This window comes from Variovorax sp. 38R, from assembly GCF_014843395.1.
Taxonomy (GTDB): domain Bacteria; phylum Pseudomonadota; class Gammaproteobacteria; order Burkholderiales; family Burkholderiaceae_C; genus Variovorax; species Variovorax paradoxus_H.
Genome location: NZ_CP062121.1, coordinates 66,308 through 79,605, shown reverse-complemented (window position 1 = coordinate 79,605; position 13,298 = coordinate 66,308). Strand labels below are relative to the sequence as shown.

At 68.9% G+C, this 13,298-nt stretch carries 13 protein-coding genes; 10 read left to right on the top strand and 3 right to left on the bottom strand.

What is annotated here, in order from left to right; translation table 11 throughout:
* Nucleotides 1–4: 4 nt before the first annotated feature.
* From IG196_RS00340 to IG196_RS00330, 3 genes are read right to left on the bottom strand one after another with little or no spacing between them, the layout of a single operon-like run.
* Nucleotides 5–1,522: a BCCT family transporter gene (locus tag IG196_RS00340; RefSeq protein WP_192194481.1), complete on the bottom strand. Its 1,518-nt coding sequence runs from the start codon at nucleotides 1,520–1,522 to the stop codon at nucleotides 5–7.
* A gap of 47 nt (nucleotides 1,523–1,569) precedes the next feature.
* Complete coding sequence (gene radA / locus IG196_RS00335) at nucleotides 1,570–2,961, bottom strand: DNA repair protein RadA (RefSeq protein WP_101493469.1); 1,392 nt, start codon at nucleotides 2,959–2,961, stop codon at nucleotides 1,570–1,572.
* Nucleotides 2,962–2,984: 23 nt separating this feature from the next.
* Nucleotides 2,985–3,884, bottom strand: a complete 900-nt coding sequence (locus tag IG196_RS00330; protein WP_225616870.1) for a LysR family transcriptional regulator — start codon at nucleotides 3,882–3,884, stop codon at nucleotides 2,985–2,987.
* A gap of 101 nt (nucleotides 3,885–3,985) precedes the next feature.
* Between IG196_RS00330 and IG196_RS00325 the strand changes: the two genes are divergently transcribed.
* The 10 genes from IG196_RS00325 to IG196_RS00280 all read left to right on the top strand — a co-directional run bounded on the left by IG196_RS00325 (nucleotide 3,986) and on the right by IG196_RS00280 (nucleotide 13,291).
* Nucleotides 3,986–5,686: an FAD-dependent oxidoreductase gene (locus IG196_RS00325; protein ID WP_192194479.1), complete on the top strand. Its 1,701-nt coding sequence runs from the start codon at nucleotides 3,986–3,988 to the stop codon at nucleotides 5,684–5,686.
* Nucleotides 5,683–6,687, top strand: a complete 1,005-nt coding sequence (locus IG196_RS00320) for a Bug family tripartite tricarboxylate transporter substrate binding protein (protein ID WP_192194478.1) — start codon at nucleotides 5,683–5,685, stop codon at nucleotides 6,685–6,687. The genes IG196_RS00325 and IG196_RS00320 overlap by 4 nt, the downstream gene beginning before the upstream one ends.
* Before the next feature lie 87 nt (nucleotides 6,688–6,774).
* The gene (gene hpaR, locus IG196_RS00315; protein ID WP_101493473.1) at nucleotides 6,775–7,212 is read left to right on the top strand and encodes a homoprotocatechuate degradation operon regulator HpaR; all 438 of its coding nucleotides are present in this window, start codon (nucleotides 6,775–6,777) and stop codon (nucleotides 7,210–7,212) included.
* On the top strand, nucleotides 7,209–7,841 hold the full coding sequence (locus tag IG196_RS00310; RefSeq protein ID WP_192194477.1) for a fumarylacetoacetate hydrolase family protein: 633 nt from the start codon (nucleotides 7,209–7,211) through the stop codon (nucleotides 7,839–7,841). The genes hpaR and IG196_RS00310 overlap by 4 nt, the downstream gene beginning before the upstream one ends.
* On the top strand, nucleotides 7,838–8,608 hold the full coding sequence (locus tag IG196_RS00305; RefSeq protein ID WP_192194476.1) for a fumarylacetoacetate hydrolase family protein: 771 nt from the start codon (nucleotides 7,838–7,840) through the stop codon (nucleotides 8,606–8,608). Before IG196_RS00310 ends, IG196_RS00305 begins: the two co-directional genes overlap by 4 nt.
* Nucleotides 8,609–8,655: 47 nt before the next feature.
* Complete coding sequence (locus IG196_RS00300; RefSeq protein ID WP_192194475.1) at nucleotides 8,656–9,654, top strand: Bug family tripartite tricarboxylate transporter substrate binding protein; 999 nt, start codon at nucleotides 8,656–8,658, stop codon at nucleotides 9,652–9,654.
* Between the two features lie 37 nt (nucleotides 9,655–9,691).
* Nucleotides 9,692–11,158: a 5-carboxymethyl-2-hydroxymuconate semialdehyde dehydrogenase gene (gene hpaE / locus IG196_RS00295; RefSeq protein ID WP_192194474.1), complete on the top strand. Its 1,467-nt coding sequence runs from the start codon at nucleotides 9,692–9,694 to the stop codon at nucleotides 11,156–11,158.
* Nucleotides 11,155–12,129: a tripartite tricarboxylate transporter substrate binding protein gene (locus IG196_RS00290; RefSeq protein ID WP_192194473.1), complete on the top strand. Its 975-nt coding sequence runs from the start codon at nucleotides 11,155–11,157 to the stop codon at nucleotides 12,127–12,129. The genes hpaE and IG196_RS00290 overlap by 4 nt, the downstream gene beginning before the upstream one ends.
* 2 nt (nucleotides 12,130–12,131) lie before the next feature.
* Nucleotides 12,132–12,467 (top strand): aromatic ring-opening dioxygenase subunit LigA, encoded by a 336-nt coding sequence (locus IG196_RS00285; RefSeq protein ID WP_099794589.1) that lies wholly within the window; start codon nucleotides 12,132–12,134, stop codon nucleotides 12,465–12,467.
* Nucleotides 12,464–13,291 (top strand): extradiol ring-cleavage dioxygenase, encoded by an 828-nt coding sequence (locus tag IG196_RS00280; protein WP_192194472.1) that lies wholly within the window; start codon nucleotides 12,464–12,466, stop codon nucleotides 13,289–13,291. The genes IG196_RS00285 and IG196_RS00280 overlap by 4 nt, the downstream gene beginning before the upstream one ends.
* Nucleotides 13,292–13,298 lie beyond the last annotated feature (7 nt).

The following is a 13,298-nucleotide window of genomic DNA, read 5'->3' as shown; positions in this document are numbered from 1 at the left end:
CCGTTCACCAGTTCACGAGCTGCCGCATCTTGCGTCGCAGCTCGCGCTCGCGCTTCTGCTCGGCGTTCCAATCGTCGCGGATGGCCAGCGTGACCGACAGCGCCATCAGCAGGATCACGAACGCAAACGGCAGCGCGAACACGATGGTCGCGGTCTGTATGGCCTTGATGCCGCCCGCGAACAGCAGGCTCAGCGCAATCGCCGCCACCAGCACGCCCCAGGTGATCTTCACGCGGGCCGGCGGGTTCGGGTTTCCCTTGGTGCTCATGATGCCCAGCACCAGCGTGGCGGAATCGCCCGAGGTCACGAAGAACACGAACACCAGCAGCGTGGCCACGATCGATAGCAGCCCGCCCATGGGCATGGCCTTGAACATCACGAACATGGTGGTCGACACGTCGGCCTTCACCGCTTCGACCAGCGGCACGCCCTGGAAGATCTCGAAGTTGAGCGCCGCGCCGCCAAACACCGAGAACCAGGCGAAGCCCACCAGCGTGGGCGCGATCACCGTGCCCAGGATGAACTGGCGAATCGTGCGGCCGCGCGACACGCGCGCAATGAACAGGCCCACGAACGGCGACCACGCGAGCCACCAGGCCCAGTAGAACAAGGTCCAGTCGGCCACCCATGAGCTGTTGCGGAACGGGTTCATGCGCAGGCTCATGCGCACGAAATCGGCCAGGTACGCGCCCAGCGTGTTGGTGAAGGTCTCGACGATGGCAATGGTCGGCCCCACCACCAGCACCGTGAGCGCCAGCAACGCGGCCAGCACCAGGTTGCCCATCGACAACCACTTCACGCCGCGCTCGACGCCGGTGACCGCCGAGGTGATGAACAGCGCCGTCGTCACCACGATGATCGTCGCCTGCGTCCAGCGGCCGATTTCTGTGCCGAAGGCCGCGTGCAGCCCGCTGTTGATCTGCGTCGCGCCCATGCCCAGCGAGGCCGCGACGCCGAAGGCCGTGGCCACCACGGCCAGCACGTTGAAGGCCGGCGACAGCCGCTGCACAAAGCGCCAGGGCAGCGCCTCGGTGGCCGAGCTGACCAGCGGCAGCGCCTTGCGTCGGAAGCTGAAGAAGGCGATCGACAAGCCCACGATGCCGTAGATCGCCCAGGGGTGCAGCCCCCAGTGGAAGAAGGCGTAGCGCATCGCCACGCCCGCGGCATCGGGCGAGGCAGCGATCACGCCGGGCGGCGGGTTCGCATAGTGCGAGATCGGCTCGGCCACGCCCCAGAACACCAGCCCGATGCCCATGCCGGCCGCGAACAGCATCGAGAACCAGGCGCCGAGGGAGAACTCGGGTTCGTCGTCTTCGTCGCCCAGCTTCAGGTCGCCGAAGCGGCTGAAGGCCAGGAAGACGGCCAGCACCACCAGCCCGAGCACCACCCATAGGTAGAACCAGCCGAAGTTGCGCGTGATGTCGGCGAGCGCGGTGCTGAACACGCGGTCGAGCGACGCGGGAGAGATCAACCCCCACAGCACGACCACGGCGATCAGCCCGGCGGAGACGATGAGTTGCATGGCGGGACCCTCCGTAAAAATGAATGATGCGCCTGCCGCGCCGCGCGTCAGTCCAGACGCCGCACCACGTCCATCGCTTCTTCGATGCGCTCGACCGGGTGAATGGTCAGGCCTTCGATCTCCTTCGTGCCCTTGCGCGGCGCGTTCGCCTTCGGCACCACGGCCACGCTGAAGCCCAGCTTGGCCGCTTCGCGCAGGCGCTCCTGGCCGCGCGGCGCGGGCCGCACCTCGCCGGCCAGGCCCACTTCGCCGAAGGCGATGAAACCCTTGGGCAGCGGCTTGCCGCGCAGGCTCGAGGTAATGGCCAGCATCACGGCCAGGTCGGCCGCGGGCTCGCTGATGCGCACGCCGCCCACCGCGTTGACGAACACGTCCTGGTCCATGCAGGCCACGCCCGCGTGGCGGTGCAGCACGGCCAGCAGCATCGCGAGGCGGTCGCGGTCCAGGCCCACCGACAGGCGGCGCGGGCTCGGACCGCCGTTGTCGACCAGCGCCTGGATTTCCACCAGCATCGGCCGCGTGCCTTCGAGCGTGACCAGCACCACGCTGCCGGGCACCGGCTCGGGATGCTGGCTCAGGAAGATCGCACTCGGGTTGGTCACGCCCTTCAGGCCGCGCTCGGTCATGGCGAACACGCCGATCTCGTTCACGGCGCCGAAGCGGTTCTTGATGGCGCGCACAAGGCGAAAGCTCGAATGCGTGTCGCCTTCGAAGTACAGCACCGTGTCGACCATGTGCTCGAGCACGCGCGGGCCGGCCAGCGCGCCTTCTTTGGTGACGTGGCCCACCAGCACCACGGCCGTGCCGCTGGTCTTGGCAAAGCGCGTGAGGTGCGCCGCGCATTCGCGCACCTGCGCCACCGAGCCGGGCGCGGACGTGAGCTGGTCGGAGTACACCGTCTGGATCGAGTCGATCACCGCGATGGCCGGACGCGTGGCGTCGAGCGTGGCGATGATTTTTTCGAGCTGGATCTCGGCCAGCACCTGCACCTGCGAGTGGTCGAGCCCGAGCCGCCGGGAGCGCAGCGCGACCTGCGCGCCGCTTTCTTCGCCCGTGACGTAGAGCGCGTTCTGCCCCGCGCGCTGCAGCGCGTCGACCGCCTGCAGCAGCAGCGTCGACTTGCCGATGCCCGGGTCGCCGCCGATGAGCGTCACGCCGCCCGACACGATGCCGCCGCCGAGCACGCGGTCGAGTTCGTCGATGCCGGTGGGCGTGCGCGCAATGTCGGTCGCTTCGATTTCCGAGAGCGTGGCCAGTTCGGATGCGCCCGCGAGCGACGCGAACTGCGTGCCGAAGCGGTTGTTGGCCGGGCCGTTGGCCGCGCCGGCGACCTGTTCGATGAGTGTGTTCCATGCCCCGCAGCTCGGGCATTTGCCGAGCCACTTGGGGCTGGTGCCGCCGCATTCGCTGCAGACGAAAGTTGTTTTGTCCTTGGCCATGCAGCGAGTTTAGGGGGCGCGGTTCAGGGGATGGCGAATTCGCGCACCAGCAGGTCCGCGAACGCCGCCGCGGCCGGCGACAGCGAACGGCCTTGCCGCGTCACGACGGCGATGTTGCGCGCCACCGTCGGGCGCATGAGCCGCCGCGCGACCAGCCGCGTGTGATCGGCATGCGCGAGGATCGACGCCGGCAGCAGCGCCGGGCCGAGTCCGCTGGCCGCCATCGCGAGCGCCGTGGTCAAGAGCGTCACCTCGTAGGCGATGTCCAGCCGCACGCCGGCGGTCGCCGCGGCGATGTCGATGCTGCTGCGCACGCCGTACCCCGGCTTGACGGTGATCAGCGGATGGCCCGCGAGCTGCCGCCAGGTGATGCGGTCGGTGCCGGGCAGGCGCAGGTCGCGGTCGGCAATGACCGCGAGGTGGTCGTGCACGAACACACGCTCGTCGAGCCCCGGCGTGCGCGCCTGCAGCGTGCCCACGCCGAAGTCGACCTGCTCGCCGACGACCTTCTCCACGAACTGCCCGGGCGCGCAGTCTTCGATGGCCACCTTCACGTCGGGATGCAGGTCGAGGTAGCGGCGCAGGGCCTTGGGCATCAGCGTCTGCGCGATGGTGGAGGTTGCCGCGATGCGCACGCGTCCGCGCCGGCCCGCCGCCAGCTCGGCCATCCCGGTGCCGAGCGCATCGAGTTCGGCGAGCACGCGCTCGGCGTAGCCGATGGCTTCGTTCGCGGCCTCGGTGCGTTGCAGCGAACGCGTGGTGCGGTCGAACAGGCGCACGCCGAGCCGATCTTCGAGCTCGCGCAGCAGCACGCTGACGGCCGGCTGCGTCAGCGACAGCGAGGCCGCCGCGCTCGACAGCTGGCCGCTGTGATACACGGCCGCGAATGCGCGCAGCTGCCGCACCGAGGGTACGCCGCGCATTGATAACGGTTTTTTATGAATGGCCATGAAAGTTTCACTTTTTCCGTGAGCCGGTTCGGCACTGTAATGGCGCCTCACAAGAATCTGGAGACAAGCGAGCCATGACCGAACAACTGCAAGCCCAGGTGCTGATCGTCGGCGCCGGCCCCGTGGGGCTGACGCTGGCGATCGACCTGGCGCAACGCGGCATCGACGTGCTGATGACCGAGATCCGCCACCGCGGCGAGCCGCCCAACGTGAAGTGCAACCACGTGGCAGCACGCTCGATGGAGGTGTTCCGCCGCCTGGGCGTGGCGCAGGCGCTGCGCGATGCGGGCCTGCCGGCCGACTACCCGAACGACGTGGCCTACCGCACGGCCGTGACCGGCATGGAGCTGTCGCGCATTCCGATTCCCGCGCGCCGCGACCGCTACACCGCCACCGGCGGCCCCGACACCTGGTGGCCCACGGCCGAGCCGCCGCACCGCATCAACCAGATCTTTCTCGAGCCGGTGCTGTTCGCGCATGCCGAGGGCACGCCCGGCCTGCGCATCCGCAACCGCACGCGCATCGACGACTTCGAACAGGACGACGACGGCGTGTGGGCCACGGGCGTGGACCTGGACGACGGCCGCACGGTGCGCATCCGCTGCCAGTACCTCGTCGGTTGCGACGGCAGCCGCTCCACGGTGCGCAAGAAGATCGGCGCCAGCCTGCACGGCACCGACGTGGTGGGCCGCGTGCAGTCGACCTACTTCCGCGCGCCCGCGCTGCTGGGCCTGCTGAAGCATCCGCCGGCCTGGGCCACCTTCGCGCTGAACCCGCGGCGCTGCGGCAACGTGTACGCCATCGACGGGCGCGAGACCTGGCTGCTGCACAACTACCTGCTGCCCGAAGAGACCGACTTCGATTCGATCGACCGCGACTGGGCGATCCGCCAGATTTTGGGCGTGGGCGACGACTTCGACTACGAAGTGATCTCCAACGAAGACTGGGTCGGCCGCCGGCTCGTAGCCGACCGCTTCCGCGACCGGCGCGTGTTCATCTGCGGCGACGCGGCGCACCTGTGGATTCCGATGGCGGGCTACGGCATGAACGCCGGCATCGCCGATGCGATGAACCTCTCGTGGCTGCTCGCGGGCCGGCTGCACGGCTGGCTGGCCGAGGCAGCGCTCGCGGCGCACGAGGCCGAGCGCCAGCCGATCACCGAGCAGGTGTCGCGGTTCGCGATGAACCACGCGCTCGCGCTCCAGCGCCAGCGCGAAGGCGTGCCCGAGAACATCGAGGCGCCGGGGCCTGAAGGCGAGGCGCTGCGCGCCGCGCGCGGCCAGGCGCTGTACGACCTGAACGTGCAGCAGTACTGCTGCGGCGGCCTCAACTTCGGCTACTTCTACGAAGGCTCGCCGCTCATCGCCTACGACGGCGAAGCCGCGCCGGCCTACACGATGTACGAGTTCACGCCCTCGACGGTGCCGGGCTGCCGCACGCCGCACCTGTGGCTGGACGACGGCCGCTCGCTGTACGACGCGATGGCCGTGCCCGGCGAGGGCTACACGCTGCTGCGCTTCGACCCCGCGATCGATGTCGCGCCGCTCGAAGCCGCTGCCGCGGCGCGCGGCCTGCCGCTGCGCACGCTGGACATCCGCGCCTCGGACACCACCGCCATGTACGACCGGCCGCTCGTCATCTCGCGCCCCGACCAGCACGTGGCCTGGCGCGGGCATGCCGTGCCGGCCGACGCGCTCGCGCTGATCGACCTGCTGCGCGGCGCCACTGCAGTGGCCGCACCGACACCCGAAAAAGAAAGAGAGACAAGCCAATGAACCGCCGCCATGCCTTGCGCCATCTGGGCGCGCTGTCTGCCGCCACCTGTGCCGCGCACCCGCTCGCTGCACTGGCACAAGGCGAGAAGCCCGTCACCATCGTCGTGCCCTACGCGCCCGGCGGCACGACCGACATGCTCGGGCGGCTCATCGCGCAGCAGCTGGGCACCGCCTTGGGCCGCACCGTGATCGTCGACAACCGGCCGGGCGCCGGCACCGCCATCGGCGCCTCGCAGGTGGCGCGTGCAGCACCCGACGGCACGACGCTGCTGGTCGCGACCAGCACCACGCTCGCCATCAACCCGTGGCTCTACAAGAAGCTCTCGTACGACCCTGCGAAAGACTTTGCACCGGTCGGCCTCATCGGCGCGGTGCCGCTGATGGTGGTGGTGCACCCGTCGGTGCCCGCGAACACGCTGGCCGAGCTGGTGGCACTCGCCAAGTCGCGGCCCGATGCGCTGAGCTACGGCTCGGCCGGCAACGGCAGCCCGCAGCACCTGGGCGCGGAGATGTTCAAGGTCGCGACCGCGGCGAACATGGTGCACGTGCCCTACAAGGGCAGCGCGCTCGCGCTGACCGACCTGCTCGGCGGCCAGCTGCAGCTCATGTTCACGGACATCGCGCCGGCCCTGCAGCACGTGCGCAGCGGCAAGCTGCGCGCGCTGGCCGTGACCTCGCGCAAGCGCCAGCCGACCTTCCCCGCCGTGCCGACCGTGGCCGAGTCGGGCGTGGCCGGCACCGCCGATTTCGAGGCGGTGGCGTGGCAGAGCGTGGTCGCGCCCGCGGGCACGCCCAAGGCCTTCATCGACCGCTGCAGCCAGGAGATCGCCCGCCTCGTCGCGCAACCCGCGCTGCGCCAGAAGCTCGAGAGCGAGGGCTTCGAACCGGCCGCGCCGGGGGCGCACGGCGCGGGCTCGCCGGAGCAATTGGCCGCCTACATCCGCAGCGAAACCGAGCGCTGGGGCCGCGTGATCCGCGCCTCGGGCACGACGATCGACTGAGCGCCTGCAAGCCCGCAAGGGTTATCCCGCAAGCGTGTTTTCTCGGCATTCATTTAACATGTTAAATAATTCTGAGAGGCACAGCTTTTGAGCACCACCTTCACGCACCGCAATTTGCCGCGCCTGCTGCTGCAGGCCCGCGAAGCCGTGATGGCCCACACGCGGCCCAGCCTGCGCGAGCACGCGCTGTCCGACCAGCAATGGCGCGTGCTGCGCGTGCTGGGCGAGCACGGCGCGGTCGACACGGGCCGCGTCGCGCGCGAGGCCTTCATCCTCGGCCCCAGCCTCACAGGCGTGCTGGCACGCATGGAGCGCGACAACCTCATCACCCGCGCCCGCGACCCGGCCGACCAGCGCCGCACCGTGGTCGAGGCCACGCCGCACGGCATGAAGCTCGTGAAGCGCCTGGGCAGCAGCATCGAGGCGCACTACGACTGGATGGAAAAGTCGATGGGCAAGGCCAAGCTGACGCAGCTCTACGGCCTGCTCGACGAACTCATTGCGCTGGAGCAACCCGAACCATGACCACCTCTTTTCTCCCCACCGGCACCGTGTACGGCACGCTGCTGAACTTCCGCGCCGAGGCCGCGGCGCTCGCGCCGCAGATGACCGAGGCGCCCTACAAGGCACCGCCGAAGGCGCCCGTGCTCTACGTGAAAACGGCCAACACCTGGAGCCCGCACGGCAGCGCGATCACCGTGCCCGCTTCGGTGCCCGACGTCGAAGTCGGTGCCAGCATCGGCATGGTGATCGGCGCCGAGGGCGACGTCGAAGGCTTCGTGCTGCTGAACGACCTGTCGATTCCGCATGCGAGCTTCTTCCGCCCACCGGTGAAGTTCAAGTGCGTCGACGGCTTCCTGGGCATCGGCCCGGCGCTGCGCGACGCACAGGACGTGGCCGACCCGGCGCAGTTCCGCGTCGAGGTGCGCATCAACGGCGAGCTGAAGCAGTCGATCGACTTCTCTCAGCTCGTGCGCCCCGCACCGCAGCTGCTCGCCGACGTGGGCGAGTTCATGACGCTGGCGCACGGCGACGTGCTGATGCTCGGCTGCGACCTCGGCCGCCCATTGGCCCGCGCGGGCGACCGCATCGACATCTCCGCGCCAGGGTTCGAAACCCTGAGCAATACGCTGGTGAAGGAAGCAACGGCATGAAGCACGCACGCGTCATCTTCGAAGGCCGCGAGCACACCGGCACCGCGCACGAACTCAACGGCCAGGCCGATGCGGCCGTGCGGCTGCAAGACGGCCGCGTCGTGCCGCAGGAGCAGCTCGTGTGGCTGCCGCCGCTCGCACCCACGGCGCGCCCGCGCACCATCCTCGCGCTCGGCCTGAACTACGCCGATCACGCGAAAGAGCTGGAGTTCAAGGCGCCCGAAGAACCGCTGGTGTTCGTCAAGGGCCAGAGCACGCTCATCGGCCACCGCCAGTTCACGCACCGCCCGGCCGACGTGAAGTTCATGCACTACGAGTGCGAACTCGCCATCGTGGTCGGCAAGACCGCCAAGCACGTGAAGCGCGACGACGCGTACGACTTCATCGGCGGCTACACGGTAGCCAACGACTACGCCATTCGCGACTACCTCGAGAACTGGTACCGCCCCAACCTGCGCGTGAAAAACCGCGACACCTGCACGCCGCTGGGGCCGTGGTTCGTCGATGCGGCCGACGTGGCCGACCCGATGGCGCTCGCGCTGCGCACCACGGTGAACGGCACCGTCACGCAGCAGGGCAACACGCGCGACATGATCTTCGACGCGCCCTTCCTCATCGAATACTTCAGCCGCTTCATGACGCTGTCGCCGGGCGACCTGATCCTCACCGGCACGCCCGACGGCGTGGTCGATTGCCAGCCGGGCGACGTGGTCGTGACCGAGATCGACGGCGTCGGCGCGCTGGTCAACACCATCGCCGCGCGCTGACGGGCCGACTGCGCCACCCCTTTCAAAAAAAACGGAGACACACCGCCATGACGACTGCCAGAACCCGGACCTTCCGCCTTGCTGCCGCCCTCGTGGCGGCCAGCGCCGCCACGATGTTCACGCCGGCCTCGACAGCACAGACCACATCGGCCTACCCGACCAAGCCCGTGCGCTGGGTCGTGGGCTACCCGGCCGGCGGCGGCACCGACTACCTCGCGCGCACGGCCGGCGCGCAGCTCTCGCAGCAGCTCGCACAGCCCGTCACGGTGGACAACCGTCCCGGCGCGGGCGCGATCATCGCGTCGGAAAACGTGGCGCGCTCGCCGGGCGACGGCTACACCGTGTTCTCGGCCGACAACGGCGTGCTGGTCTACAACCCCGCGCTCTACAAGAAGCTGCCCTACGACGCCGAGAAAGACTTCGCGCTGCTCGGCATGATGGGCCGCTCGCCGCTCATCATCACGGCCGCGCCGGGCGCGGGCTTCAGCGATGCCAAGGCGCTCATCGCCGCACTCAAGGCCTCGCCGGGCAAGTACAGCATCGCCACGCCGGGCACCGGCAGCCCGCACCACCTGGCCTACGAGCTGTTCCAGCGCGAAGCCGGCGTCTCGCTGCTGCACATCCCCTACAAGGGCGGTGCGCCGGCCCTGCAAGACCTCATGGGCAACCAGGTGCCGCTGATGATGCTCGACCTGCCCAGCGGCATCAGCGCCGTGAAGGCCGGCAAGGTCATTCCGCTGATGGCCATGTCGGCCGAGCGCGTGCCGCAGCTGCCCCAGCTGCCGACGGCCAAGGAGCTCGGCTACGCCGTCGAGGCCTACACCTGGCAGGGGCTGGTGGCACCGGCCGCCACGCCCAAGGACATCCAGGCGCGCCTCGGCGCCGACCTGCTCAAAAGCATGAACGACCCCGGCGTGAAGCAGAAGCTCTACGACGCCGGCTGGGAAGCCCGCCCCACGGACGCCGCCGAGATGGCCCGCTTCGTGGACACCGAACGCAAGAAGTGGCACGCGCTGATCAAGGCGCGCGACATCAAGCTCGACTGACGACACACCGCCGCAAGGCCGCAACACCTTCACGCCCATGCAACAGATCCATCACCTCATCGACGGCAAGCAAGTCCACGGCGCCGACTACTTCGAAACCGTCAACCCCGCCACGCAGGAAGTGCTGGCCGAAGTCGCCTCGGGCGGCGAGGCCGAAGTGAACGCCGCGGTGGCCGCCGCCAAGGCCGCGTTCCCCAAGTGGGCCGGCATGCCCGCGCCGGAGCGCGCGAAGTTGATTCGCAAGCTCGGCGACCTCATCGCCAAGCACGTGCCCGAGATCGCGCAGACCGAGACCAACGACTGCGGCCAGGTGATTGCGCAGACCGGCAAGCAGCTCATTCCACGCGCGGCCGACAACTTCTACTACTTCGCCGAGATGTGCACGCGCGTCGACGGCCACACCTACCCCACGCCCACGCACCTGAACTACACGCTGTTCCATCCGGTGGGCGTGTGCGCGCTCATCAGCCCGTGGAACGTGCCCTTCATGACCGCCACCTGGAAGGTCGCGCCCTGCCTGGCCTTCGGCAACACGGCGGTGCTGAAGATGAGCGAGCTGTCGCCGCTCACGGCCGCGCGCCTGGGCGAGCTGGCGCTCGAAGCGGGCATTCCCGCCGGCGTGCTGAACCTCGTGCACGGCTACGGCAAGGAAGCGGGCGAGCCGCTGGTGGCGCACCCCGACGTGCGCGCGATTTCGTTCACCGGCTCCACCGCCACGGGCAACCGCATCGTGAAGAGCGCGGGCCTGAAGAAGTTCAGCATGGAACTCGGAGGCAAGAGCCCCTTCGTGATCTTCGAAGACGCCGACCTCGACCGCGCACTCGACGCGGCCGTGTTCATGATCTTCAGCAACAACGGCGAGCGTTGCACGGCCGGCTCGCGCATCCTGGTGCAGCAGTCGATCTACGCCGACTTCGCCGCGAAGTTCGCCGAGCGCGCCAGGCGCATCACCGTGGGCGACCCGCTCGACGAGAAGACCATCGTCGGCCCGATGATTTCGCAGGCCCACCTGGCCAAGGTGCGCAGCTACATCGAGCTGGGACCGAAGGAAGGTGCGACGCTGCTGTGCGGCGGCCTCGACACACCGGCCAACCTGCCCGACCGCGTGAAGAAGGGCAACTACGTGATGCCCACCGTGTTCGCCGACGTCGACAACCGCATGAAGATCGCGCAGGAAGAAATCTTCGGCCCGGTCGCTTGCCTGATTCCGTTCAAGGACGAGGCGCACGCCATCGAGCTGGCCAACGACATCGCCTACGGCCTGAGCAGCTACGTGTGGACCGAGAACATCGGCAAGGCGCACCGCGTGGCCGCAGCGGTCGAAGCCGGCATGTGCTTCGTCAACAGCCAGAACGTAAGAGACCTGCGCCAGCCTTTCGGTGGTACCAAGGCCTCGGGCACGGGCCGCGAAGGCGGCACCTGGAGTTATGAAGTGTTCTGCGAACCGAAGAACATCGCGGTGTCGATGGGCTCGCACCACATTCCGCACTGGGGCGTGGCATGACGCTGCACCGCCGCGCGCTCATGCAGGGCGTTGCCGCACTCGCGGCACTGCCCGCACTGGCACGCGCGCAAACGGCATGGCCCGCCAAGCCGGTGCGCATCGTCGTGCCCTTCACGCCCGGCGGCACCACCGACTTCGTCGCGCGCCTTGTCGGCCTCGAACTCGGCAAGGCGCTGGGCCAGCCGGTGATCGTCGAGAACAAGCCCGGCGCCGGCACGGTGATCGGCGTCGATGCGGTCGCCAAGTCGGCGCCCGACGGCCACAGCTTCGTGTGCGTGGCCAACAGCTTCACGGCCAACCCCACGCTCGTGCGCAAGCTGCCCTACGACACGCTCAAAGACCTGCGCCCGGTCGCGCTCATGGGCATGTCGGAGCACGTGCTCGCCACCCACCCGGGCAGCGGCCTGAAGACGCTGGCCGACCTGCGCAACCAGGCCAAGGCCAAGCCCGGCACGCTGAGCTTCGCCTCCTTCGGCAACGGCACCTCGGCGCACCTGTCGGGCGAGATGCTCAAACTGCAGATGGGCCTGGACATCGTGCACGTGCCCTACAAGGGCCAGGGCCCCGCGCTCGCCGACCTGCTCGGCGGCCAGGTGAGCGTCATGTTCGGCAACTGGCCCGAGTTCCGCAGCCATGTGCAGGCCGGCAAGCTCGTGGCGCTGGGCATGGCGACCGCGCAGCGCTCGCAGTACGCGCCCGCGATACCCACACTGGCCGAACAGGGCGTCGCCATCGAGTCCAATTCGTGGAACGGCCTGCTGGCCCCGGCCGGCACGCCCGACGCCATCGTGCAACGCATGAACGCCGAGGTGAATCGCGCCCTGGCATCGCCGGCCGTGACCGAGGCGTTCCACAAGGGCGGCATCGCGTCGCTGTCGGGCACGCCCGAGCGCTTTGCCGAGTTCATCCGCAGCGAGATCGCGAAGTACGGCGACGTGATCCGCAAGGCCAACATCCAGATCGAGGGCTGACCATGAGCCTCTATGCGATGCAGAAGTTCCTGTTCGCGCTGAACCGCGACGCCGAGGTGCAGCGCCGCTTCGGCGAAGGCGGCGACACGCGCGCCGCGCTGCTGGCCGGCTACGACCTGAACGACGAAGAGCGTGAAGCGATCGGCACCGGCGACATCGGCAAGCTCTACGTGCTCGGGTGCAACGGCCAGTTGCTGATGCACTTCGCGCCGCTGCTGGGCATCGCATGGGCGGACTATCTGGAAGCCATGCGCGAAGGCGTGCGCAAGTACGGCCCCGTGCGCGCCGGCATCTACGCCATGACAACAGGCACGAACGAAAAGGTGGCAGGCGTATGAGTCTCGTATTCGCAGGCGTATGCAGCCACGCCCCCGGCATCACGGGTCGCGCGCATCTCGCCGACCCCGCGGTGAAGGACGAGTTCCACGCGCAGTTCCATCGCTTCGGCGAGGCGATGCGCGCGACGAAGCCCGACGCGGTGATCGTCATCGCGGCCGAGCACTTCGCGAACTTCTTCATGAACAACATGCCGGCCTATGCGATCGGCATGGCCGACAGCTACGAGGGCCCGATCGAAGACCCGAAGTGGCTGGGCATCGAGGCGCGCACCATCCCCGGCGACGCCGCGCTGTCGCAGCGCCTGATCCGTGAGGTGATGCAGACCGTGGACGTGGCCTACGCGGAAGAGTGGAAGTTCGACCACGGCATCATGGTGCCGCTGAACTTTCTCACGCCGGACTTCGACACCAAGGTCATTCCCGTGAACATCAACTGCCAGGGCCCGCCGCTCACGCCGCTGCACCGCGCGTGGGCCTTCGGCGAGGCCTTGCGCCGCGCCTGCGACAAGGCGCCCGAGCGCATCGCGCTGGTGGGCACGGGCGGCATCTCGCACTGGCCGGCCACGCCCGATTCGGGCAAGGTGAATGCGGAGTGGGACGCCGAGTTCATGCGCCGCTGGTGCGCCAATGACCGCGAAGCGCTGCTCTCACAGGCCGACTACGGCGACGAGGCCACCTACCGCGAAGCGGGCCAGGGCGGCTTCGAGATCCGCACCCTCCTCAGCGTGGCCGCGGCCGCGCGCGGCAAGGGCGAGATCTTCCACATGAAGGCCATCCCGATCTTCGCGGTGACCTGCACGGCCGCCGTGATGTCGGTGGCCTGAACAAGAC

Excerpts from the sequence above, each read along its gene's own strand:
- IG196_RS00340 (WP_192194481.1), bottom strand. The coding sequence starts at position 1,522 with ATGCAACTCATCGTCTCCGCCGGGCTGATCGCCGTGGTCGTGCTGTGG.
- radA (WP_101493469.1), bottom strand. The coding sequence starts at position 2,961 with ATGGCCAAGGACAAAACAACTTTCGTCTGCAGCGAATGCGGCGGCACC.
- IG196_RS00330 (WP_225616870.1), bottom strand. The coding sequence starts at position 3,884 with ATGCGCGGCGTACCCTCGGTGCGGCAGCTGCGCGCATTCGCGGCCGTG.
- IG196_RS00325 (WP_192194479.1), top strand. The coding sequence starts at position 3,986 with ATGACCGAACAACTGCAAGCCCAGGTGCTGATCGTCGGCGCCGGCCCC.
- IG196_RS00320 (WP_192194478.1), top strand. The coding sequence starts at position 5,683 with ATGAACCGCCGCCATGCCTTGCGCCATCTGGGCGCGCTGTCTGCCGCC.
- IG196_RS00310 (WP_192194477.1), top strand. The coding sequence starts at position 7,209 with ATGACCACCTCTTTTCTCCCCACCGGCACCGTGTACGGCACGCTGCTG.
- IG196_RS00305 (WP_192194476.1), top strand. The coding sequence starts at position 7,838 with ATGAAGCACGCACGCGTCATCTTCGAAGGCCGCGAGCACACCGGCACC.
- IG196_RS00300 (WP_192194475.1), top strand. The coding sequence starts at position 8,656 with ATGACGACTGCCAGAACCCGGACCTTCCGCCTTGCTGCCGCCCTCGTG.
- hpaE (WP_192194474.1), top strand. The coding sequence starts at position 9,692 with ATGCAACAGATCCATCACCTCATCGACGGCAAGCAAGTCCACGGCGCC.
- IG196_RS00290 (WP_192194473.1), top strand. The coding sequence starts at position 11,155 with ATGACGCTGCACCGCCGCGCGCTCATGCAGGGCGTTGCCGCACTCGCG.
- IG196_RS00285 (WP_099794589.1), top strand. The coding sequence starts at position 12,132 with ATGAGCCTCTATGCGATGCAGAAGTTCCTGTTCGCGCTGAACCGCGAC.
- IG196_RS00280 (WP_192194472.1), top strand. The coding sequence starts at position 12,464 with ATGAGTCTCGTATTCGCAGGCGTATGCAGCCACGCCCCCGGCATCACG.